The organism is Scandinavium lactucae (genome assembly GCF_033843265.1).
Taxonomy (GTDB): domain Bacteria; phylum Pseudomonadota; class Gammaproteobacteria; order Enterobacterales; family Enterobacteriaceae; genus Scandinavium; species Scandinavium lactucae.
This window is the reverse complement of sequence record NZ_JAWXRD010000039.1, coordinates 75,332-99,009: the sequence shown is the minus strand read 5'-3', so window position 1 is coordinate 99,009 and position 23,678 is coordinate 75,332. Positions and strand designations below refer to the sequence as shown.

Annotated in this window: 18 protein-coding genes; 6 read left to right on the top strand and 12 right to left on the bottom strand. The window is 54.3% G+C overall.

From position 1 onward, the window contains the following. The first annotated feature begins 78 nt into the window (after window positions 1–78). Window positions 79–594: a Der GTPase-activating protein YihI gene (gene yihI, locus SIK69_RS17590; RefSeq protein WP_319629633.1), complete on the top strand. Its 516-nt coding sequence runs from the start codon at window positions 79–81 to the stop codon at window positions 592–594. Window positions 595–782: 188 nt separating this feature from the next. Beyond that, complete coding sequence (gene hemN, locus SIK69_RS17585) at window positions 783–2,156, top strand: oxygen-independent coproporphyrinogen III oxidase (RefSeq protein ID WP_319629632.1); 1,374 nt, start codon at window positions 783–785, stop codon at window positions 2,154–2,156. Between the two features lie 43 nt (window positions 2,157–2,199). On the opposite strand, the gene glnG is transcribed toward hemN, so the two are convergent. The 3 genes from glnG to glnA form a co-directional block, all read right to left on the bottom strand. Beyond that, entirely contained in the window at window positions 2,200–3,609 is a 1,410-nt protein-coding gene (gene glnG / locus SIK69_RS17580) for a nitrogen regulation protein NR(I) (RefSeq protein WP_319629631.1), read from the bottom strand. Between the two features lie 11 nt (window positions 3,610–3,620). Beyond that, window positions 3,621–4,670 (bottom strand): nitrogen regulation protein NR(II), encoded by a 1,050-nt coding sequence (gene glnL, locus SIK69_RS17575; protein ID WP_319629630.1) that lies wholly within the window; start codon window positions 4,668–4,670, stop codon window positions 3,621–3,623. A gap of 266 nt (window positions 4,671–4,936) precedes the next feature. After that, the gene (gene glnA, locus SIK69_RS17570) at window positions 4,937–6,346 is read right to left on the bottom strand and encodes a glutamate--ammonia ligase (protein WP_319629629.1); all 1,410 of its coding nucleotides are present in this window, start codon (window positions 6,344–6,346) and stop codon (window positions 4,937–4,939) included. A gap of 380 nt (window positions 6,347–6,726) precedes the next feature. On the opposite strand from glnA, the gene typA reads away from it, so the two are divergent. Further along, window positions 6,727–8,553 (top strand): ribosome-dependent GTPase TypA, encoded by a 1,827-nt coding sequence (gene typA / locus SIK69_RS17565; RefSeq protein ID WP_319629628.1) that lies wholly within the window; start codon window positions 6,727–6,729, stop codon window positions 8,551–8,553. A 75-nt stretch (window positions 8,554–8,628) separates the two neighbouring features. Here typA and SIK69_RS17560 read toward each other — a convergent pair whose 3' ends face one another. From SIK69_RS17560 to yihU, 9 genes are all read right to left on the bottom strand, one after another. Continuing rightward, complete coding sequence (locus tag SIK69_RS17560) at window positions 8,629–11,196, bottom strand: PKD domain-containing protein (RefSeq protein ID WP_319786659.1); 2,568 nt, start codon at window positions 11,194–11,196, stop codon at window positions 8,629–8,631. A 176-nt stretch (window positions 11,197–11,372) separates the two neighbouring features. Next, window positions 11,373–12,794, bottom strand: a complete 1,422-nt coding sequence (locus SIK69_RS17555; protein WP_319786658.1) for an MFS transporter — start codon at window positions 12,792–12,794, stop codon at window positions 11,373–11,375. Next, window positions 12,791–14,191, bottom strand: a complete 1,401-nt coding sequence (locus tag SIK69_RS17550) for an MFS transporter (RefSeq protein WP_319629625.1) — start codon at window positions 14,189–14,191, stop codon at window positions 12,791–12,793. The genes SIK69_RS17555 and SIK69_RS17550 overlap by 4 nt, the downstream gene beginning before the upstream one ends. 14 nt (window positions 14,192–14,205) lie before the next feature. Next, on the bottom strand, window positions 14,206–15,078 hold the full coding sequence (locus tag SIK69_RS17545; protein WP_319629624.1) for a sulfite exporter TauE/SafE family protein: 873 nt from the start codon (window positions 15,076–15,078) through the stop codon (window positions 14,206–14,208). 14 nt (window positions 15,079–15,092) lie between these two features. Then, window positions 15,093–17,132, bottom strand: coding sequence for an alpha-glucosidase (locus tag SIK69_RS17540; RefSeq protein WP_319786657.1), 2,040 nt, complete (start codon window positions 17,130–17,132; stop codon window positions 15,093–15,095). 41 nt (window positions 17,133–17,173) lie between these two features. After that, entirely contained in the window at window positions 17,174–18,037 is an 864-nt protein-coding gene (locus SIK69_RS17535; RefSeq protein ID WP_319786656.1) for an aldose-1-epimerase, read from the bottom strand. 30 nt (window positions 18,038–18,067) lie between these two features. Further along, entirely contained in the window at window positions 18,068–19,309 is a 1,242-nt protein-coding gene (gene yihS / locus SIK69_RS17530; RefSeq protein ID WP_319629621.1) for a sulfoquinovose isomerase, read from the bottom strand. A 15-nt stretch (window positions 19,310–19,324) separates the two neighbouring features. Beyond that, window positions 19,325–20,200: a sulfofructosephosphate aldolase gene (gene yihT, locus SIK69_RS17525; RefSeq protein WP_319786654.1), complete on the bottom strand. Its 876-nt coding sequence runs from the start codon at window positions 20,198–20,200 to the stop codon at window positions 19,325–19,327. Between the two features lie 4 nt (window positions 20,201–20,204). Beyond that, entirely contained in the window at window positions 20,205–21,113 is a 909-nt protein-coding gene (gene yihU, locus SIK69_RS17520; RefSeq protein WP_319629619.1) for a sulfolactaldehyde 3-reductase, read from the bottom strand. Window positions 21,114–21,275: 162 nt separating this feature from the next. Here yihU and SIK69_RS17515 point away from each other — a divergent pair, with 162 nt between their 5' ends. The 3 genes from SIK69_RS17515 (at window position 21,276) to yihX (ending at window position 23,678) form a co-directional block, all read left to right on the top strand. Then, window positions 21,276–22,172, top strand: coding sequence for a sugar kinase (locus tag SIK69_RS17515; RefSeq protein WP_319786653.1), 897 nt, complete (start codon window positions 21,276–21,278; stop codon window positions 22,170–22,172). Between the two features lie 33 nt (window positions 22,173–22,205). Then, complete coding sequence (locus tag SIK69_RS17510; protein WP_319629617.1) at window positions 22,206–23,003, top strand: DeoR/GlpR family DNA-binding transcription regulator; 798 nt, start codon at window positions 22,206–22,208, stop codon at window positions 23,001–23,003. An 84-nt stretch (window positions 23,004–23,087) separates the two neighbouring features. Next, window positions 23,088–23,678: a glucose-1-phosphatase gene (gene yihX / locus SIK69_RS17505; protein ID WP_319629616.1), complete on the top strand. Its 591-nt coding sequence runs from the start codon at window positions 23,088–23,090 to the stop codon at window positions 23,676–23,678.

The window sequence follows — 23,678 nt, the reverse complement described above, 5'->3', positions numbered from 1 at the left end:
CTTTTTTCTTTGTCTGCTTTCTGCTAGATTCCGGCTCAATTCTATACTGAAGTAAACAACGTAAAGACACCCATCATCATGAAAAAACCAATATCCGCACCGCGCACTAAAGCCCCTGGCAAAGCCCGTCGTAAGACGCGTGAAGAGCTGAATCAGGAAGCGCGTGACCGTAAACGCGACAAAAAGCATCGGGGTCACGCAGCAGGTAGCCGCGCGACTGGCGGTGAGGCAGGCGCTGGTGGCAAAAAACAGGGCCAGCAGAAAGATCCCCGTATTGGCAGCAAAACCCCCATTCCGCTGGGCGCTGTAGAGCGTCCGGTAACCAGGCAGCAAAAACCGAAGAGCGAGAAACCTATGCTTTCACCGCAGGCCGAGCTGGATCTACTGGAGAATGATGAGCGCCTGGATGCGCTGCTGGAACGTCTGGAAGAGGGCGGAAGCCTGAACGCCGAAGAACAAACCTGGGTTGATGCGCAGCTCGATCGTATTGATGCGCTGATGCAGCAGCTGGGTCTTTCTTACGACGACGATGAAGACGAAGAAGAAGACGAAGGCAAAGAAGACATGATGCGTCTGCTGAAGGGCGGAAACTAACGTTTGCACCCCCTCGGACTGCCCGTCCTGCTTATAACCCTTCTGGTTATGTGTTATCTGGGGTGGTTATTCGTTAAACTACGACGGTTGTCGCGGCGTCAACATTGGCTGCGCAACCGGCTGGGTTCCCGACAACTGGGCCCGCCGGCACGCCGTCGTCGTTCGCGATACCACCGGAAGGAGTAAGCATGTCTGAGCAGTTAATCGACTGGGATTTGGCCCTGATCCAGAAGTACAACTATTCCGGGCCACGTTATACCTCATATCCCACCGCGCTGGAGTTTTCTGACGCGTTCGGCGAACCCGACTTTCTCAAGGCGGTTGCCCGTTATCCTGAGCGCCCGCTGTCGCTGTACGTCCACATTCCGTTTTGCCATAAGCTCTGCTATTTCTGTGGCTGCAACAAGATTGTGACCCGCCAGCAGCACAAAGCCGATCAGTATCTCGATGCACTGGAACAGGAAATTCTGCACCGTGCGCCGCTGTTTGCCGGTCGCCAGGTGAGCCAGCTGCATTGGGGCGGGGGGACGCCAACCTACCTGAATAAAGCCCAAATCAGTCGTCTGATGCAGCTGCTGCGCGGGAATTTTGATTTCCGTACCGATGCTGAGATTTCTATTGAAGTCGACCCACGTGAAATTGAGCTGGATGTGCTGGATCATTTACGGGGCGAAGGCTTTAACCGTCTGAGTATGGGCGTGCAGGACTTCAACAAAGAAGTACAGCGCCTGGTGAACCGCGAGCAGGACGAAGCCTTTATTTTTGCATTGCTCCATCATGCTCGTGAGATTGGCTTCTCCTCGACCAATATCGACCTCATCTACGGCCTGCCGAAGCAAACCCCGGAAAGCTTTGCCTTTACCCTCAAGCGGGTGGCTGAACTGAATCCAGACCGTCTGAGCGTGTTTAACTATGCGCATATGCCCAACCTGTTCGCGGCGCAGCGCAAAATCAAAGATGAAGACTTGCCGTCAGCGCAGCAAAAACTCGATATTTTGCAGGAAACCATCGCCTCGTTGACCGACGCTGGCTATCAGTTTATCGGCATGGATCACTTTGCTCGTCCTGATGACGAACTGGCTATCGCCCAGCGCGAAGGCGTGCTGCACCGGAATTTCCAGGGCTATACCACACAGGGCGACAGTGACCTGCTGGGTCTCGGCGTGTCTGCCATCAGTATGATTGGCGACTGCTATGCGCAGAACCAGAAAGAGCTCAAACGCTACTATCAGCAGGTGGATGAAGGCGGCAACGCGCTGTGGCGGGGAATTGCGTTGACCACCGAGGACTGTATTCGTCGCGACGTGATCAAATCGCTGATCTGTAATTTTCGGCTCGACTTCGCGGCGGTAGAAAAACAGTGGGGGTTGGATTTCGAAGATTACTTTGCAGAAGATTTAAAACTGCTGGCCCCATTGGCGAAAGACGGGCTGGTGGACGTGACGGCACAGGGCATTCAGGTGACGCCAAAAGGGCGTTTGCTGATCCGTAATATCTGCATGTGCTTTGATACCTATCTGCGCCAGAAAGCGCGGATGCAGCAGTTCTCTCGCGTGATTTGAATCATCTGTCCCGGCGAGTTGTGCCGCCGGGACAAACCTGTGCTTATTCCATTCCCAACTCTTTCAGCTTGCGGGTGAGGGTGTTTCGTCCCCATCCCAGCAGGCGGGCGGCTTCCTGTTTGTGCCCCTGCGTGTGACGTAGCGCGGTGGTCAGCAGCGTGCGCTCCATCTCAGGCTGGGCTTCCGACAGCAGGTTTTGATGACCGGAACGCAACGCCCGATCAGCCCACTGGGCCAGCAGCGTTGCCCAGTTGTCCGGCAGAGAATGCGACGCACTTTCCGGGACCGTGCTTTCAAACAGCTCAGGCGGTAAATCCTGAATCAGCACTTCCTGACCGGCAGCCATCACCGTCAGCCAGCGGCAGGTGTTTTCCAGCTGGCGCACGTTGCCTGGCCACGCGAGGCGCGTTAACGCCGCTTCGGTTTCGGCATGAAGCAGCTTAGCTTCCACCCCAAGTTCACGGGCAGCAACCTGCAAGAAATGACGCGCCAGGCGGGGAATATCCTCCCGACGTTCGCGCAGCGGCGGCAGATGGACGCGGATCACGTTCAGGCGGTGGAATAAATCCTCACGGAATTTGCCTTCCTGCACGCGCAGTTCAAGGTTCTGGTGGGTCGCCGCAATGATTCGGACATCCACTTTCACTGGCGCATAGCCGCCCACGCGATAAAACTGGCCATCGGCCAGCACACGCAGCAAACGTGTTTGCACATCCAACGGCATATCGCCGATTTCATCAAGGAACAGCGTCCCGCCGTCGGCCTGCTCAAAGCGCCCCTGACGAATGGTATTCGCCCCGGTGAACGCGCCTTTTTCATGGCCAAACAGCTCGGATTCAATCAGGTCTTTAGGAATAGCGGCCATATTCAGCGCAATAAACGGCGCTTTGGCGCGTGGACTGTGACGATGCAACGCATGAGCGACCAGCTCTTTACCCGTTCCGGATTCCCCGTTGATCAGCACGCTTATTGATGAACGCGACAAACGACCGATGATGCGGAACACGTCCTGCATCGCCGGGGCTTCGCCGATAATATCCGTCGTTGGGCCAAAAACCGGCGCGTTACGCGGCTGCTGCTGTTCCTGATAATGGCTGATGGCGCGCTCGACCAGCGCTACCGCTTCATCAATATCAAACGGCTTAGGCAGATAATCAAAAGCGCCCTGTTGATACGCGCTGACGGCGGCATCCAAATCGGAATGGGCCGTCATTATGATGACCGGCAGCATCGGATGGCGTTGTTTAATTTGTTTCAGCAGTGCCAGTCCGTCCATGCCCGGCATACGGATATCAGACAGCAGCACGTCAGGCGTTTTGCTGGCCAGCGCATCAAGTACTTCGCTACCGCTTTCAAAGGTGGTACAGGTCAATCCTGCGCCCGTGAGTGCACGTTCAAGCACCCAACGGATGGAACTATCGTCATCAACGATCCAGGCTATCCCGCGTTGCATAAAATGCACCTCTATTTCCGAATGGGCAGATAAACCGAGAATTCGGTATGGCCCGGCCAACTGGTGAACTCAATTTTACCGGAGTGTTGATCGATCAGATTGCGGGCGATGGACAAGCCCAGCCCGGTGCCGCCTTCGCGTCCACTCACCATCGGATAGAACAACGTATCCTGCAGATGTGAGGGAATCCCTGGCCCGTTGTCTTCCACATCAATGCGGGCCGCCAGACGGTAACGTACGCCGTGCAGCGTCAGCTGGAATGCGGTGCGGGTCCGCAGCACGATTTCGCCGCCTTCCGGGCCTAACGCCTGGAGCGCATTGCGCACGATATTTAATAAAACCTGCTCTATCTGGTCGGGATCGTGCGGCAATTCTGGCAGACTTGGATCGTAATCGCGTGTCAGACGTACGTTCTCCGGCAGCTCCATCGACACCAGTTTCACCACCCGTTCCGCCACTTTATGAATACTTTCTGTGACGTGCATGCCCGGTTGCTGTGGGCCGAGTAAACGGTCCACCAGGTTGCGCAGACGATCGGCCTGCTCAATGATGACTTTGGTGTATTCTGTCAGCGACGGGTCGGGCAGCGCTTTGCTCAAGAGCTGTGCCGCGCCGCGCAGGCCGCCGAGCGGGTTTTTGATTTCATGCGCCAGACCGCGCACCAGATCACGCGCCGCCACCTGCTGGGCGTGTTGCAACTGCTCCTGGCTGAGGCGACGCTGGTTATCCATCGGTGCCATCTCCAGCAGAATCAGGCCATCAGGCAGCCGCTGGGCGGTTAACGAAAGAATATGTGAGCGACCATCAATCACCAGCGTCACTTCGTTGTCAGTGAAGCCCTGACCCGCCTGCAGGCTTTCATGCATCAGGCCGATGTTCAGGGAAAAATAACTCAACAGTTCCGGCAGCGGTGTACCGAATAATTTACGCGAACTCTGAGCGAGCAGCTGCTGTGCTGCCGGGTTGGCGTAATGCACTGCCAGCTCGTCATCGACCAGTAAGATACTGTTGATTAAAGAATTGAGGATCTGCCCTGCATCGGGCAGCACGCCTGTTGCCATCCAGCAGTCTCCTGAAAAGGTGTGCACCAATTTAGTGCATTATAGCGGTTTTTGGTCGCTAAGCGTCTGAACTCAGTGAGTTGGTGGAGAAAAAAGCCCATCCGAAGATGGGCCAAAAGTTCCACGGCAACAAAATCCTCTACGTCTTTCTTACCGCAGCGGTGTTGGCTGCCTTTGCTCACCCCAGTCACATAGTTATCTATGCTCCTGGGATTCGCTCAGTTGCTGCCTTGCTGCGGCAAGAAATCCGCTGAGTATTATTTTTCTTAAACGCTGTAGTACAGCTCGAATTCAACCGGATGCGGAGTCATGCGAACGCGGTCATTTTCTTCAATGCGCAGCGCGATGTAAGCATCGATAGCTTCGTCAGTGAACACGCCACCCGCAGTCAGGAACTCGCGGTCTTCGTTCAGGCAGTTCAGTGCTTCTTCCAGAGAACCAGCAACCTGTGGGATCTCTTTCGCTTCTTCCGGCGGCAGGTCATACAGGTTTTTGTCCATTGCTTCGCCTGGGTGGATCTTGTTCTTAATACCATCCAGACCTGCCATCAGCAGTGCTGCGAAGCACAGGTATGGGTTAGCCGCTGGGTCCGGGAAGCGCACTTCGATACGACGTGCTTTCGGGGACGCAACCACTGGGATACGGATAGAGGCAGAACGGTTACGGGCAGAGTAAGCCAGCATAACCGGTGCTTCATAACCCGGGACCAGACGCTTGTAGGAGTTGGTGGTTGGGTTTGCCAGGGCGTTGATGGCTTTCGCGTGTTTGATGACGCCGCCGATGTAGTACAGCGCCTGCTCGGACAGACCTGCATATTTGTCGCCAGAGAAGGTGTTAGTTCCGTTCTTAACCAGAGACATGTGGCAGTGCATACCGGAACCGTTATCACCGAACATTGGTTTTGGCATGAAGGTCGCGGTTTTACCGAAACGGTGTGCCACGTTGTGCACAACGTATTTGTAGATCTGAATTTCGTCCGCTTTTTTGGTCATGGTGTTGAAGCGTGTAGCCACTTCGTTCTGACCCGCAGTCGCCACTTCGTGGTGGTGAGCTTCAACAACCAGGCCCATCTCTTCCATCACCAGACACATGGTGGAACGCAGATCCTGTGAAGAATCTACCGGTGGAACCGGGAAGTAACCGCCTTTCACTGCTGGACGGTGACCTTTGTTACCGCCTTCGTATTTGGTCGCGGTGTTCCATGCGCCTTCGATATCGTCGATAGCAACGTGTGAGCCGGAGATGGAGCTACCGAAGCGCACGTCGTCGAACAGGAAGAATTCTGGTTCTGGTCCGAACAGGACGGTGTCGGCGATGCCAGTGGAGCGCAGGTATTCTTCAGCACGCTTCGCGATAGAACGCGGGTCACGGTCGTAGCCCTGCATGGTGCCTGGCTCAAGAATATCACAACGAATAATCAGGGTAGATTCTTCGAAGAACGGGTCAATGACAGCAGTGGTTGGGTCTGGCATCAGAACCATGTCGGATTCGTTAATGCCTTTCCAGCCACCAATCGAGGAGCCATCAAACATTTTGCCTTCTTCGAAGAAGTCAGCATTCACCTGGTGAGCAGGGATAGTGACGTGCTGTTCTTTACCTTTAGTATCGGTGAAGCGCAGATCAACAAACTTCACTTCATGCTCGTTCAGCATCGTCAAAACGTGTTCAGCGGACATACTTAAACTCTCCCGGATTTGTCATTGTCGTCGTGGTAACGAACTATTCTTGGCACTACGTTATGTGGCGTTGTTGCCTTGAAAAAGATAAAGCGAAATCTGTGCCAACTTTTAAATGCCCCCCAAAAGGCGTTATGATGCGCACCATAGTGCAAAAGGGCTGCACCATGATGGATATCTTGCACCAAAATAGTGCTCATGTGTGAAATGCGGGCACTGTTTTGGTGCAATTTGTGTAATTAGGCCCTTTTTACTCTTCGTGAAAGCGATCACAGGCCAACTCTGCGATACTTGTTTGCAGAGGATGTTTGTGATCCTGTTTTGTAGTGCGATTAATCCGTGTACAATAACGCGCTATTTCTAATGCCTGAGGCAAAGTTGTGATCGAAAATCTGCGTAACATCGCCATCATCGCGCACGTTGACCATGGTAAAACTACCCTGGTCGATAAGCTGCTGCAGCAATCTGGTACTTTCAGTAACGAACGTGCTGAAGCCACCGAACGCGTGATGGACTCCAATGACTTGGAGAAAGAGCGTGGGATTACCATCCTCGCTAAAAACACCGCTATCAAATGGAATGACTACCGTATCAACATCGTTGATACCCCAGGCCACGCCGACTTCGGTGGTGAAGTTGAACGTGTAATGTCCATGGTAGACTCCGTGCTGCTGGTCGTTGACGCAATGGATGGCCCAATGCCGCAGACGCGCTTCGTAACCAAGAAGGCATTTGCCCATGGTTTGCGTCCGATCGTGGTTATCAACAAAGTTGACCGTCCTGGCGCGCGTCCTGACTGGGTTGTGGATCAGGTCTTTGACCTGTTCGTTAACCTCGATGCGACTGACGAGCAGCTCGACTTCCCAATCATCTATGCATCTGCACTGATGGGGATTGCCGGTAACGATCACACCGATATGGCGGAAGACATGACTCCGCTGTACCAGGCGATTGTTGACCACGTTAAAGCACCAAGCGTTGACCTTGATGGTCCGTTCCAGATGCAAATCTCCCAGCTCGATTACAACAACTACGTTGGTGTTATCGGTATTGGTCGCATCAAGCGCGGTAAAGTGAAGCCTAACCAGCAAATCACCATCATCGACAGCGAAGGTAAAACCCGTAACGGTAAAGTCGGTAAAGTCCTGACCCACCTCGGCCTGGAGCGTATTGAATCCACCGAAGCGGAAGCGGGCGATATCATCGCTATCACCGGTCTGGGCGAGCTGAATATCTCCGACACCCTCTGCGATGTGCAGGCGGTTGAAGCGTTGCCAGCGCTGTCCGTTGATGAACCAACCGTTACCATGTTCTTCAACGTCAACACCTCTCCGTTCTGTGGTAAAGAAGGTAAGTACGTGACTTCACGTCAGATCCTCGACCGCCTGAACAAAGAGCTGGTGCACAACGTGGCACTGCGCGTTGAAGAAACTGAAGATGCGGATGCATTCCGTGTTTCCGGTCGTGGTGAACTGCACCTGTCCGTTCTTATCGAAAACATGCGTCGTGAAGGCTTCGAACTGGCTGTGTCCCGTCCGAAAGTTATCAACCGTATGATCGATGGTCGTATGCAAGAGCCGTTCGAGAACGTGACTCTGGATATCGAAGAACAGCACCAGGGCGCGGTCATGCAGGCTATGGGCGAGCGTAAGGGCGATGTCAAAGACATGATCCCTGATGGCAAAGGCCGTATTCGTCTGGATTACCTGATCCCGGCACGTGGCCTGATCGGCTTCCGTACCGAGTTCATGACCATGACTTCCGGTACCGGTCTGCTGTACTCCACCTTCAGCCACTACGACGACGTTAAGCCAGGCGAAATCGGCCAGCGTAACAACGGCGTACTGATCTCCAACGGTCAGGGTAAAGCGGTTGCGTTTGCACTGTTCAGCCTGCAGGACCGCGGTAAGCTGTTCCTGGGTCACGGTGCAGAAGTTTACGAAGGCCAGATCATCGGTATTCACAGCCGTTCTAACGACCTGACTGTGAACTGCCTGACCGGTAAGAAACTGACCAACATGCGTGCGTCTGGTACAGACGAAGCAACGGTTCTGGTTCCGCCGATCAAAATGACGCTGGAACAGGCTCTTGAGTTCATCGATGACGACGAACTGGTAGAAGTTACTCCTACTTCTGTCCGTATTCGTAAACGTCACCTGACCGAGAACGACCGTAAACGTGCTGGCCGTGGGCCAAAAGACGCGTAATTAACGTCTTCTGCATGTAAAAAAGCCGCTGAATTTCAGCGGCTTTTTTTATGGCTTACGTCTGGTCATCAACGCTTAGCGTTTATCCCATGCGTCCTGCCAGTTGCTACCGGTTGCCGGCGCGTATGCCCAGGCTGCACCTGCACACCATCCTGAGTACGGGAACGGTTTACACTGATAGATGCTACCATCCGCGGCCAGGACTTTGGTTCCGTCGGTGTAGCTGGCAAGGCCATCAGGGTACACATAGTCATAATCTCCGGCTGGTGCTGGGGTCGGATCAGGCTGCGCCGCGGCGTGAACCTGCAACGTAACTTCACCATTCGCACTCAGACCGCTCTGATCGGTGACTTTCACCTGCAGCGCATAGCTGGCTTCTTTCGCATCCGCGGGTTCGATAATGGTCAGCGTATTGGTATCCTGACCGCTTACCTGGCCAACACCTGCCGGTAGCGTCCAGTGCCACTTCAACTGCTGAGCGGTGCTGTCCGGGTCGGTCGCGGTGGCCACAATCGTCACCTGGCTACCCGCGTTCACCTGCTGCATTGTCGCTACTGACAGAGCCGGTTTAACGGGCTGATTAGGGTCGGTCACCGTGACGGTGGTGTCTGCATGAGAGGACTGTTTGCCGTCATTGACCGTCACGCGGAAGCTGTAGCTCGCCGGTACCAGCGGGGAGGCAACGGTAAAGGTGGCTTTTGCCGCATTGGCGTTCGACAGGTTTACCGCCGGGCCGCTGAGCTGTTCCCACTGCCAGGTCAGGCTATCCCCGTCCTGATCGGAGGAACCGGAGGCATCCAGGGTAACCACGCCCGCTTTATCAATCTGCTGGCTGATACCGGCATACGCCACAGGTGGGTGATTCTGGTTCGGGTTCGCGGAGTTTTGGGTAAACGGTGCAAACACATTGCTGTAAGCATACAGCGGTGCCTGCTGCTCGGTCATACCGCTATGTTCTGGCGAAACCTGTTTCTCGATACCCGGACGATCACGCATCATGGACCAGGCACCAATCATGCCAATGCCGTGATCTTTGGCATGCTGATAAACATGGTGAGCGTCAGACATATAGAACACTTCGCCCTGCACGTCGTTATAGCCAATCATCGGCGTGGTGCCGAGCATGGCGTAAACGGCGTTGTCGCTCTTCTCAGGCCAGATAGCTTTAACCTGTTTAAAGAGGTTATCCACCGCGTCGGTGGCGCATTTACCGTGGATATTCTGACCTTCTGTACCGTCAGACTGGCACTGGATATTGCCGTAATCCATCGTCATCACGTTAACACCATCCAGCGCAACGCCTTTGGCTTTCGCGTCTTGCAGGACGTAGATACCTTCAGGGGTCAGACCGGTTGGCAGAATCGGCAGGGTGTACCAAACCGCCACCTCACGGCCTTCTTTCTTCCACTGATCCTGTACGGCTTTAACGGCCTGGTTACGACGTCCGATAGACTCATGATCGGCAACCCAGGTACCTTCAATATCAAAATCCAGGACTTTGAGATTCAGGTTATCGACGATGTCGTAATAGTGCTGCTGGAGATCGGCCACATTTTTACAGCTTGCCGCCAGTGGGCTATTGTTCGCCCCGCCGATAGACACCATCACATCACCGCCTGCTTCACGCAGCGCTTTGATTTTGCTGTACTGAGCGTAATCGCCCATGCTGTAAGCGGTGCCCCAGGTTGGCATACAGGTGTCAGCGTCTTTTGAAACGACGAAGGCCAGCGTGTAGTGGGTTACGTTATTGCTTTGAGCAACAGCGGCGAGATCCGGAATGCTGTTCAGGGTGAAATCAACGTACGGGGCGTAAAACTGTTTAGGCCACGCGGATTTCGGGGTGCCTACGCGCTCTTTGGTATTGCCCCATTCGACATAGGCACGCCATGGCGACACGCCTTCTGGCGTCACGTCTTTAACCTGCCACTGAGCAATATACGGCGTGCCGTTCCAGGTCATCAACGCCCCTGCATCGTACAGCGTATTCAGGTTCAACGCTGGGGCTGCATTCGCTTGCGCCTGCGTTACCGTGCTTGACGCGCCTAACGGATACCACGGTTTGCCGTTATTTTTGGTCGGGTTTTGGTTTTCAGCTAATGCCGGATCGTTGGCATTGGTATAAAACAGCGCTTCATAAGACTGACCGTTGCGGGTAACGATATCGCCAGCGTTATAAACTTTCCCATTTTGCCATTCTGGCGTCGCTTGCCAGACTTTCCACGGATTTTCTTTACCTGGAATATATGAATGGGCAGAGACTAATTCATTTGTTTTATATGTTGCACCGTTGTACTGCACTTTTTCGTCTTTTGAATAAGACTGATCCTGGCTAAATTCAGACAGGTTAACCGAATCGTTGCCGCCAGCAATGTCACAATCGGTTGGATTGCCATATTGCGAGATTTCCTGTGCCGTCGCACCGCGGGTTAAACGCCATGGGTTGGTACCCTGATCCTGCTGTGCATTACCTGGGCACTGATCTGCACCAACCCACCAGGCATTCTGATAGACGCTGTTATTGAAGATAACGTTGAATTGATCGCTGCCTTCCTGGCCGTTCCATGCTTCTAATGCGAAGGCTTGCCCAGCAACGCAAAGGGCACCCATGCCAAATAAGGCCTGGGTTAGTTTATTAATCCGCATAATAATATTTCCATGAGTTATGTATAAGGGATTTAAATTCGCGGGAGGAATGATATATAAAAAACCACGAATTAATCGCGGAGATACTAATTCAAAGCTATAGCTAAATAAAGGTGTTAGCGGGTGGTTAGCACGGTAAGTTAATTAGTGGCTTTAATCTTATTATTAATTAAATATTAATTTGTAAGCTTGCGTGAAGTATTTATCACTAATTTTGGCTCTGCCAAATCTTCATGTTTTTTCCGTTGTGCTATCTCTGCAATGATCGCCGTAAATCGCGCTTCGTTGAGTTGGTAAAAGAATCCCATCGTGATTGCGGCGATGATCGCCAGGCCGCAGGGCCAGAGGAAAATCAGCTGGCGCAGTCCAAGCAACGCGTCGGCACTTTGTACGGCATTGGGAACGTAGCCAATTTGGGTGAGCATAATACCAGGCAGGAAACCGGCGAGTGCAGCCGATATCTTGCGGGAGAAGGTATAACCGGTATAAACAGAGCCCTCCGCACGAATGCCCGTTTTCCATTCGCCGTAATCAACGGTATCAGGGACCAGCGCCCAGTTGAGACTGTTCACAAATGCGGTGCCAAAAAACGCCATACACGAGAACGACACAAACAGGAGCGAGGAATTGCCCCAGAAATAGTTCAGGATATCCCCCACCGCCCACAGCATCAGGCCGCCGAGATAAACTTGTTTCTTGCCAAATCGTTTTACGGTTGCAGGTACCAGCAGTACGCCCAGCAAAATGCAGCCCATGCTGAAAAATCCCATCCACGACAGCAAATGAAGGTCATTGAGCACGTACTGAGTGTAATAGACCTGAATGGCGAGCTTGATGTTAAATGCCGCCAGGGTACAGAGGTTGGCGATACACAGCACCAGCAGCGGCGGGTTACGGAAGATGGCACAGAACGATTTCATGATGCTGGGTTTGTGATGATCGGGCCGTGCCTCGACATAGCGTTCTTTAACACCGCGATAGCACCACCCCATGCAAAATAATCCAGCGGTGACGAAAAGCAGCGCGGCCACCAGATACCCCGTTGATGGGTTGGTGCTGAACATCGCCTGAACGGGCATAAAGCCAACCGTACACAACAAAAGCCCAAGTGTCGCCCCACCCTGACGCCACGCCGCAAGATGCGCCCGCTCATGCGGATTTTTGGTGATCGCCGGAACCATTGCGCCATAGGAACAATTCATCAGGCTGTAGAACAAGCCGAACAGCATAAACAGCAGGGTGGCGAGCGCCGTTTTCATCGTCAGACTGAAATCGTTAGCGATAAACTGCGCCGTGGCGGCAAGGGCCACCGGGATCGCGGCATAGAGAATAAAGGGTCTGAATTTTCCTTTCGGGCCAAAATGACGTCGTGAATCCAGCAGCACCCCGGTCAACATATCGGTGAAGGCGGTAAAAAACTTCGCGACCAGAAAGATAAGGCCCCCGTAAAAAGCGGGCATACCCAATTGATCGGTGTAGAACTTCAGCAGATATAACGTACCGATACTCAGCATCAGATTTGACCCTAAATCGCCCATGCCGTAGGCGCATTTCTCACGCAGGCTCAGCTTCAGGGTTAACGGATCATGGCGGCTCATGTTGTGCCCTCAAGACGACGTGCCTCAATCTCTGCCACGATGCGGATATACATCTTCTCGTTGAGGTTATAGAAGCAGCTCATCGCCAGAATAGTGATTATGGCCAGGACGCAAGGCCAGATAAAAATCAGCTCTCGCAGGCCTTCAACCGTCCGGGTGGACTGCACCACGTTAGGCACGTAACCAATTTGTGTCAGCATCCAGCCGGGAAAGAACCCTGCTAACGCCTGTGAGACCTTACGAAAGAACGTAAAGCCGGTATAAACCGTCCCTTCCGATCGCACACCGGTACGCCACTCGCCGTACTCCACGGTGTCGGAAACCAGAGCCCAGTTCAGGCTGTTTACAAACGCCGAGCCGAAAAAGGCCAGACACGAGAAGGCAACAAAACTAACTGAGCCCCCGCCAAAGAAGTAGTTGAGCAGATCGCCTGCCACCCAGGTCAATAACCCGCCGATGTAGACCTTTTTCTTACCAAAACGGCGAACCGCACCGGGCATCAGGAACACGCCGATAAAAATGCATCCCATGCTGAAAAAGCCCATCCAGGAGAGAAGAATGGGATCGTTCAGCACGTACTGGGTGTAATAAACCTGAATCGCGAGCTTGATGTTAAACGCACCCAGGGTACACAGGTTGGCGATGCAAAGGATAAACAGCGGGCGGTTACCCGCAATCGCGCGAAAGGATTGCAGTAAGCCAGGTTTTTGCGTCGGGGTTGCCGATGGGGAACCGACGTAACGCTCTTTAACGCCGACGTAGCAACACCACATAAAGAACAGACCGAACAGTGAAAACAGCGTGGCAGCAAACAGATAACTCAGCTGGGTATTGTCTTCAATCAGGTTCATGACCGGCACAAAGCCCACGGTACACAGCAGCAGGCCGAGGGTGGCCCCACCCTGACGCCAGGCCGCCAGCGACGCGCGCTCGTCAGGATTTTTGGTGATAGCAGGCACCATCGCGCCATAGGAGCAGTTCATCATGCTAAAGAACAGGCCGTAGAGCATAAACAGCACCGTGGCCATAACCGTTTTGCCCGTCACGTCAAACGGCGTACCGACGAAGTTAGCAATCGCCAACAGCGTCACCGGAAACGCCGCGTAAATCACGAACGGGCGAAATTTTCCCGCTGGGCCAATCTTTTTGCGCGAATCAAGCATGATGCCGGTGCCCATATCGCTAAACGCGGTAAAAAACTTTGCCAGCAGAAAGATGATCCCGCCGTAGGTTCCGGGCAGGCCCAGCACGTCGGTATAGAACTTGAGCAGATAGAGCGTACCAATATCCAGCAGGATATTTGAGCCTAAATCGCCCATCCCATAGGCGAGTTTTTCGCGGAACGGTAAGCGTAAACGGGCCGGGTCGCTGACATTCTCGGTTGCTGTCTGACGCATAGAATTTTTCTCCATTAAGCCTGATTGGTGGCACGAATCGCCGCGACTCTTTTACCAAAAAGGAGCTGTAGCACCAGTAACAGAGCGAATGGCGGCAGCAGCGCACTCAGTGCAGAGATGCCCATCGCGCCTTTGATCAACATCGCCCCGGAGGCAATCAGCAGCAAAAAGACCATCAGTCGGAAGACGTTCACAGAAATGCGTTTATGCACGTACTGACCCACCAAAGAGCCGAGGATCATGGTGGGAATGCAGAACAGCACCAGTTTGAGGGTTGAAAGAGTCAGAATGCCGCTGGTGGTGAGCCCGCCAATAATGGCGATGTTATTGGCGGTGAAAAATGCATTCAGGGTGCCGCGAAATGCGGCGGGTGCCAGATTGCGCAGCATGCCGTAAATCACCACCGGTGGACCATTGGTGGAAAACGCTGAGCCTAAGGCCCCGGCGATCGCCCCGATCGGCATGGCTATCCAGTTTTTGTCGTAGACCGGCAGGCGGGGAATAAACAGGCTGTAAAAGGAGTAGAGGATCAGAAATGCGCCGAGGCCAACTTTCATAATGTGATCGGGCAAATAGGAAAGCGCATAAATGCCCACCGGTATACCTGCGAAGGAAAACAGAATCAGCACCAGGGCCGATTTCCACTGGGTTTCTTTGCGCGAAAGCCAGGTGGCATACAGGGCCGTTGCCGTGCCGACAATGACCGACATGGGGGCCGCCATTTTGAGCGGCAACAACAGCGTTATCAGCGGCATGGTGGTGAGCGCGCCGCCAAAACCGGCGCAGATACCCACGAAGGTATACATAAACATGATGGCGATAACGATAGCGATCGTATCGTAATTGAGGGGAACGCCGTCCGGTGTCATTAGCATGAAGAAGTCCATGATGTCTCCTTGTGTCACTGCACTGCAATCTGGCGCAGTGAGGCAAACAACGGCTGCCATTCACTGTTAGCCCGATAAAAGACCGGGGGCTGACCGAGCGGTGCCGCAACGGTAACGTTCTCGCCACCACTGTGGGATTCACCCGTCCAGGCATTGATCCACGCGTCCTGCGGCAGATACAGCGTCCAGTCGCTGCGACCCTGCTCATAAACGGGTGCCACCAGCAAATCGCGGCCAAACAGATACTGATACTTCAGGTCGTAGGTATGAGCGTCGTTTTCGTAATGCAGGAATAAAGGCCGCATCACCGGCAGGCCGCGCTGGGCATTTTGGGCAACGGCCTGTTTGATATAGGGTTTCAGGGTGGTAAACACGGTGGTCATGCGCGCGAAGTGGGCGATGGTTTCGGCGTCGCTGTCAAACTGCCAGTTATCACCTGGACGGTTGCCCTCATGGGTGCGCATCATCGGGGTAAAGGCGCTGAAATCACACCAGCGCAGCAGCAGTTCTTTACTGCGTTTCATCTCAAACAGGGTGGTATAGCCGCCGATATCGCTGTGATGCAGGCCATGCCCGCTCATTGCCAGAGAAAGCGCGGCGGGGATTACCGAAGCGAGGCCGTCGTCCAGACTCCAGTCAACGTTCTGATCGCCTGCCCACATCATCAATGAATACTTCTGACTCCCGGTATAACCGGCGCGCATAAAGAACAGGGCTTCGCCCAGCTTACCGGTCTCTTCCAGCGCCTGGTAATTGCACTTTGCCCACAGTGCAGGCCAGGCGTTGTGCATGATTTCTGCGCTTACGCCGTTATGCAGGAAGGTATCGGTCGGCAAGTACTCGCCAAAGTCAGCCATCCAGCCGCTGCACCCAAGATCGATAAGATTCTTTTTAATGAGTGCCTTATACCAGTCGTAGGCTTCCGGGTTGGTCAGGTCGATAACCCCGGCGTAGAACTCGCCGAACTCAACATGATAATCCTTTCCCTGCGCATCTTTGGTCAGATAGCCGCGTCTGGCTGCCTCTTCGCATAACGCTTTGTCGCTGGCGAGATAAGGGTTGATGTAGCTGAGAAACTGCACGCCTTCCTGCTTCCATTGGGCAATACGTTCATCAAGCTGCGGATAAAGCTCGCTGTTCCATTCCCAGTTCCACATCACGCGCTTGCCAAACGAGGTCATCCGAATACCCGACCAGTCCTGCGCCCAGAGGCCGTTTACCTTTACCCCGCCCTGGCGCAGAGTATCCAGCTTGTGCTGGCAAACGTCCGTTCCGCCCTGAACGCCGAGCGTCACGCCGTCATATACCCAATCTGGCAGTTCCGGCTGTCGTCCGAGCCGGGCTGTCAGTTTTTCCAGCAGACTGATGTAGGTGGCTGCGCATTCGATGCGTAGGGTCGCGTTATCTTCCCAGAATGCCAGTTCGTGAAAATCGGCATCGCTGAAATCAAAATTCATGTAGCCGCTGTTCTCAACGTGGCAGTAGTACTTCTGGCTGCTGACAAAGGTCGGTTGCGGGAAAAATGTCCAGTAGTAGTCTCCCCCGGCATTTTCTTTGCAGTCCGCCAGCCAGGTGACATAGCTGCTCTTATTGCGCCCGACACCCTGTTCGCTGGTCCACAGTGGGAACGGTTTGCCGCGCAGATCGAAATAAGAAAATTGCTCGCCGCAGCCGTAGATATGATCGGCAGGCATGGCCGCGAGCCGCAGCCAGATACGGTTATGGCCGGGATGTTCATTATGCAGTTTCAATGACAGGCAGCCGTTATCATCGCGGCTGATATCCAGGATAGCGTGAGCGGTATCGCCGCGCGAAAAGTGAAGCGTCCAGCCGGATGGCTGTTGCATCACGTTTACGTCGGTGAGGGCAATCTTCTCGTCGAGTCTGTCTTTAATACTGAAGTTGCCGCGGAACATCTCAATATCAGCCGTGCCGGTACCCATCCACAGACACGGGGCGTGGCGAGTATGGCGTAGGATCAGGCGTTCCTGAAATGACAGCGCAAAGCCGTCATCGAGCGTAATCATCTTAAGTTCAGGGTATTGCGAAGCCATGATGATCTCCGTTGTAGGGTAAGTGTTGGTTATTGTTTTTTTTATTCGCCACCCAGGCTAAAGCACAGCTGGTGGGTGTCACCGGGGTTGAGCAGCACAAGATCGATGCCCGAATTAAAGGCGTCCGGCGGGCAGCTCATGGGTTCTGCGGCCAGACCCGTGCGCGCCAATTTTTCGCCCGTATAAATCTGTATCCAGGGTTGACTGGCGCGGAGCCAGACGGACATTGCCGATGGAGAATGGGTTAATCTCACTGCCCACGGACTAACGTGTTCTGGCAGGCGAAAGGTGTGGTCGATTTGCGTGGTGCCGATTTTGCGCCGGGTCAGAAAATCGAGGAGTGGATCTTGGGTTAATTCCCCAACGCTAAAAATCGTATTGGTTGGCAATTCCAGTTCGCACTCATCGACCCGTTGCAGATTGCAGGTCAGGTAAGGGTGAACGCCTGCGCCATACGGCGCAGTAACATCACCGATATTTTCGCTGAGGATACAGGCGCTCAGGCCCGTAACGTCGTCCAGCCGATACGTCATCTCGGCGGCAAGCATAAAAGGGTAACCGTAGGTCGGGGGTAAAAACGCCGACAGCGTAACCTGGATGTCGGACTGGTCGACTATTTGCCAGTTTTGCCATGCCAGTAGCCCATGAATCGCCGCGTTCCCGACGCTATCGTTCACGGCAGGGGTGAACATTTCCCCGTTGAATCGATAGCGGCCGTTGGCGATGCGATTCGGCCAGGGGATAAGCACTTTCCCCAGATGCGCCAGCGGCATCTCTTCCGGAGAATGAGGGATCACAATGTGACGACCGCGGTGTGTCAGAGAGGCAAGTCCTGCCCCCACGGTGACGATTTGCGCCCGGTAATCACCGGCCTTCAGCTCTATGGTGGTGCCGCTTTTATGCATGCTTTATCCCTCGCGCAGTGTGCAGGGTGGTTATTTTGCGAGGCTGTCGAGCAACCCAGCCGCGACCGCAGGCGCAAGGCCCGGTGCCAGCGGCAGGCGCGGGATCACCAGGCAGTGCAGCAGATGATAGATATCCTGCTTCCCGTCCCAGACTTTGGTGGTGACTTCATTGTTGGTATCCAGCTCTTGCCACCAGGAACCGTTTTCGTAATCCATCAGGTATTTAATGCAGTACTCCCACCAGGTCTGATACCAGGCTTCGTATTGCGGATCGCCGGTGACGGTATAAAGCGCATACGCAGTGCCCATGGCTTCCACGATCGGCCAGCGCACGCGTTCCCGCACGATCGGGTTACCGTTCCAGTCGACGGTGTAAACAATGCCGTCAGCGCCATCCGGTGCCCAGGCGTCGCGAATAGTGGCGTGGAATAATCCTTTCGCATCTTCCAGCAGCCACGTTGGCGGGGTTTCAAAACGCGCTTCCAGTGCTGCACGCAGATGCAGCATCAGGCGACCCCACTCGATCCAGTGTCCTGGTGTTCCGCCGTAAGCGCGGAAGCGGTGCGCCGGGTTGTCCTGGTTGTAATCGCGGATAGGGTTCCAGTTTGCGTCGAAGTGTTCATTGACGCGGTACTCGCCTTTGCGCGCGACGTCGTGAATGATCACCGATGCCACACGCAGCGCGCGGTCAAGCCATTTGCGGTCGTGGGTCACGTCATAAACAATCAGGAAGGCTTCAACGGCATGCATATTGGCGTTGCCGCCACGGTAATCCTCGGTTTGGCTGAAAGCTTCGTCCCAGGATTCCAGACACATCTGTTCTTCTTCGCTCCAGAAATATTTCTCAATGACGTTGATAGCCTCATCAAGTAGCGGGCGAGCGGCAGGGTGGCCGGTGGTGACCGCGCTGGCTGCGCCTAACAGTACGAAGAAATGCTGATAGCCCTGTTTGGATGCATCGACCACGCCTTCGTCGTTAACGCAGGCATACCAGCCACCGTATTTTTTATCCCGCAAAGCCCCGTTCAGGGCGTTAATACCGTGCTCGACCAACGCGTACGCCCCCGGACGGCCCATACCTGCGGCAACAGAATAGGTGTGCAACATCCGGGCGGTTATCCACAGATGGGTGCCCATATCCGTTCTGACCTGACCGTTATTGCCCAACCAGCCAAAACCCGTAGGCACCGCGGCGTTCTTGCCAAAATCAAAAATGCGATCCGTTTCCTGCTCAAGCCACCGGTTGTGGCTCAGGGTGTTAAACCATTTCATCGGAGAGTCCTTTTATTAGCGGCGAGCCATCATCTCATCGACGATTTCGCCTAAACGTTGCAGTTTCGGGGCGCAGACATCGCTCAGCATCAGCCCGGTATCTGGCAAACCTACGACGGAAGCCCAGACAGCCCGGCCTGCCAGAAAGCCAGACGCGCCAGCCTGCATGGCAATGCGCACGGCGCGCGGGAACAGTTTTTCATCGACACCGGAAGAGAGGATCACCCACGGAATAGGTATCTGCTCATTCAGCTTCTGAGCGGCGACCAGCAATTCCTGCTGTGAACCTTTGCCGTACAACGGCATCTCCACTTTGTAGAGGTCAGCCCCGCTGTTGCCGAGCTCTTTAGCCGCATCAAGAATGGCCTGTTCACGGTCGAATTTATCGCCACAGCGCGGCGGACGAACCACCGGTTCGATAATGCTCAGCAGACCGTTTTGATGGCAGAGCCGGTTAAACTCATCGACCATTTGCAGGCGCTGCTGCGGGTCTTCATCACTGCGCCACAGCACCAACAGCTTTAGCGCTTTCGCGCCGTCGCGTTTGACGGCCTGGGGGTCGATGCTTTTATCGATAATCACGCTATCGACCGGAATACCGTTTCCGGGGATAAACTTGTCAGCGGCAACGATCGTCGCGCAGCGTTTATCCACGGCTTGTTGCTCGACAACCTGGCGATAGCAAAATTGCTGATCGACCAGAATTGCAGAGGCAAACGGCGACAGCGTTTTAGCGGCGCTCACTTTGAAATCCGTAAGCTGTTGGTCGGTCACGGGCCCTTTAACGCCTGCGGCAGAGAACATAAAGCGCATGGCTTCACGCTGATCGACCGCCAGCATGGCAAAGCCGCCGGAGGGTCGGGTGAGATCTTTCAGGGTGTACTGCGTCATAACATCATTCCTTGTTGATACGTGAAAGTGGATGGCGAAGTCCGGCGCTGGTCCGTACCTGCTCGAGAATGGCTGACCAGTCTTCGCGACCGCGTCCGGCGGCGCGCGCCTGGCTGTAGACTTCTCGTGAAGCCGCCCCGAGCGGCATCGGCACATGCAGTTGGTTGGCTACGTCGAGGGCGATACCCAGGTCTTTGTGGGCAAGATCGATCATGAAGGCCGGAGAAAGGTCACCTTTCAGCACCTTGTTGGGCCAGGTGGTAGTGAAATGGCCTTTACCGGCTGCGGTGCCGCTCATCACGTTTAACGCCACCTGGAGGTCAAGCCCAAGGGCTTCGCACAGCGTTGCGGCCTCGGCGGACAGCGCATTGAGCGCGATGCTCATGTAGTTGTTAATCAGCTTCACACGGATGCCCATCCCCGGCCCGCCGGCGTTAATCAGCTCGCTGCCCATCGCCATGAGAACTGGCGTCGCGCGTTTCACCTGCTGTTCGGTTCCCCCCGCCAGCAAAAGCAGCGTGCCGGAAATGGCGTTATCGGAGGTGCGGCCGACCGGCACATCCATCATGCTAAAACCGCGTTGGCGCATTTGTGCCATCAGGCGGTCTGTTTGCAGTGGGTGGATGGTGGACATATCAATGACCAGCGCATCAGAGGAGAGCGTTTCGCAAACGCCGTTGCTACCGAATAAAACGGCGTTAACCACCTCGCCATTTGGCAGCATGGTAATGACAAATTCGGCATCCTTAGCGGCGTGTGCAGGCGATGATGTTGCGACTGCGCCTTTTTCCTCCAGTGCGTTTACGGCTTGCGGATCCACATCGTAGACACGTAGCGAATGTCCCTGTTTAAGCAGATTGCTCGCCATTGGCGCGCCCATTTGTCCTAACCCGATAAATGCGATGACCGACATACTGTTCTCCTGCTGGTGTCATTTTTTGTCAATGTTTGCGCGTTTGTGTTGTCTGTTTTTGATCGTATTTGTAATTTATGGTCAAAAAATTGACAGCCGTCACTTTTTAAACAATTGGTGAAATTAAAATGGCCGCAGGTTTTTTAACGCTGAGGAATAACCATGATTCGCATTGCTTGTGTCGGGATAGCCGTGATGGACAGGATCTACTCCGTGGGTGATTTACCCACCGAAGGGGGAAAATATGTAGCGAATAATTACCGTGAAGTTGGCGGTGGGCCTGCGGCTACAGCGGCAGTGGCTGCGGCGAGGCTGGGTGCGCAGGTCGATTTTATTGGCCGGGTAGGGGATGACGACATCGGTATCAGCCTGCTGCACGAACTGGAGTCATTCGGCGTAAGTACGCGTTATACCCAACGTTTTACTCAGGCCCGCTCGTCGCAGTCCGCCATCGTGGTGGATGCACAGGGTGAGCGCATCATTGTGAACTATCCGAGTCCGGACCTGATGACCGATGCCAGCTGGCTGGACGCCATCGACTTCAGCCAATGGGATGTTGTTCTGGCTGATGTTCGCTGGCATGAGGGAACCAAAAAAGCGCTTACCCTCGCGCGTCAGGCTGGCGTGACGACCATATTGGATGGTGATATCACGCCTCAGGACATTGCTGAGCTGGTGACGTTGAGCGATCACGCTGTCTTTTCGGCTCCAGGCTTACGACGTATGACGGGCGAACAGAGTCTCGCGCTTGCCTTAGAAAAATCAAAAATGCTCACAAACGGACAGGTATACGTCACCGACGGCTCAGAAGGCTGCTTTTGGCTGGAAAATCAAAACCTGATGCATCAGCCTGGATTTACGGTGAATGTGGTCGACACAACCGGCGCGGGAGATGTTTTCCATGGCGCTTATGCCTTCAGTCTGGGCCGTGGCGAGGCAGGCAGGGAAGGTATACGTTTTGCCAGTGCGGTTGCCGCGTTGAAATGTACCCGACCCGGTGGCCGGGCGGGAATCCCCGATCGTGATCAAACCTGCTCTTTTCTGTCGCTTTATGGTTAAAATGCAGGAAAGAAGGGATTAAGAGGACAGCCCATGAGCCTGACTGAACTGACCGGTAACCCACGCCACGACCAGTTACTGACCTTGATTGCCGATCGCGGCTACATGAACATTGATGAGCTGGCGCAACTGCTGGATGTCTCAACCCAAACGGTTCGTCGCGATATCCGCAAGCTGAGTGAGCAGGGGCTGATCACCCGCCATCATGGCGGGGCCGGACGCGCGTCAAGCGTGGTGAACACCGCTTTTGAGCAACGTGAAGTCTCATGGACCGAAGAGAAAAAGGCGATCGCTGAAGCGATTGCCGACTATATCCCGGATGGCTCAACGGTGTTTATCACCATCGGCACCACGGTCGAACAGGTTGCCAGGGCGCTGCTGAATCACAACCATTTGCGGATTATCACTAACAGTCTGCGGGTGGCGCACATTCTCTACAAAAACCCACGCTTTGAAGTGATGGTGCCTGGCGGCACGTTGCGCGCACATAACGGCGGAATAATCGGTCCGGCCGCCAATGCGTTTGTCTCTGGATTCCGTGCCGATTATCTGGTGACAAGCGTCGGCGCTATTGAAAATGATGGCACGCTGTTGGAGTTCGACGTCAACGAAGCCAGCATCGCGCAAACGATGATGGCTCACGCCCGTCATCTACTTCTGGCCGCCGACCACACGAAATATCATGCCTCCGCTGCCGTTGAGATAGGCAATCTTGCTCAGATGACGGCGCTGTTCACCGACGAAGAACCGGGTGCCTCACTGCGTCAAATCCTCAAAACCCATCAGGTCGAAGTGGTTAAAGCCTGTGCGGGTGGAAATGATAGCCCCTGATTTCTCGTCCTGCCCGTGAGCGCTATAGTCAAACCCCGCCTTTCCCGCTACAGTTATTTTTCCATGACGCAAAAGGAGAGGATCATGCTCTATATCTTTGATTTAGGTAATGTGATTGTCGACATTGACTTCAACCGGGTGTTCGGCGCGTGGAGTGATTTCAGCCGTGTCCCGCTGGCTACGCTGAAGCAAAAATTCGTCATGGGGGAAGCATTCCATCAGCATGAGCGCGGCGAAATCAGCGATGAGGCTTTTGCTGAGGCGCTATGCCATGAAATGGAATTGTCACTGAGCTATGAGCAGTTTTCCCACGGCTGGCAGGCGATATTCGTTGGTCTGCGCCCGGAAGTGATTGCCATTATGCGTCAGTTGCGCGAGCAGGGTCATCGGGTGGTGGTCCTGTCAAATACCAACCGGCTGCACACCACCTTCTGGCCGGATGAATATCCTGAAGTCCGCGGCGCGGCGGACAACATCTATCTCTCTCAGGAGATGGGGATGCGTAAACCCGAAGCGCGTATCTATCAGCGGGTACTGGAAGCGGAAGGTTTTTCCGCCGCAGATACCGTCTTTTTCGACGATAACGTCGATAATATAGAGGGAGCCCATCGGCTGGGCATCACCAGCATTCTGGTGACCGGCAAAGAGACCATTCCTCAGTATTTTGCGAAATAA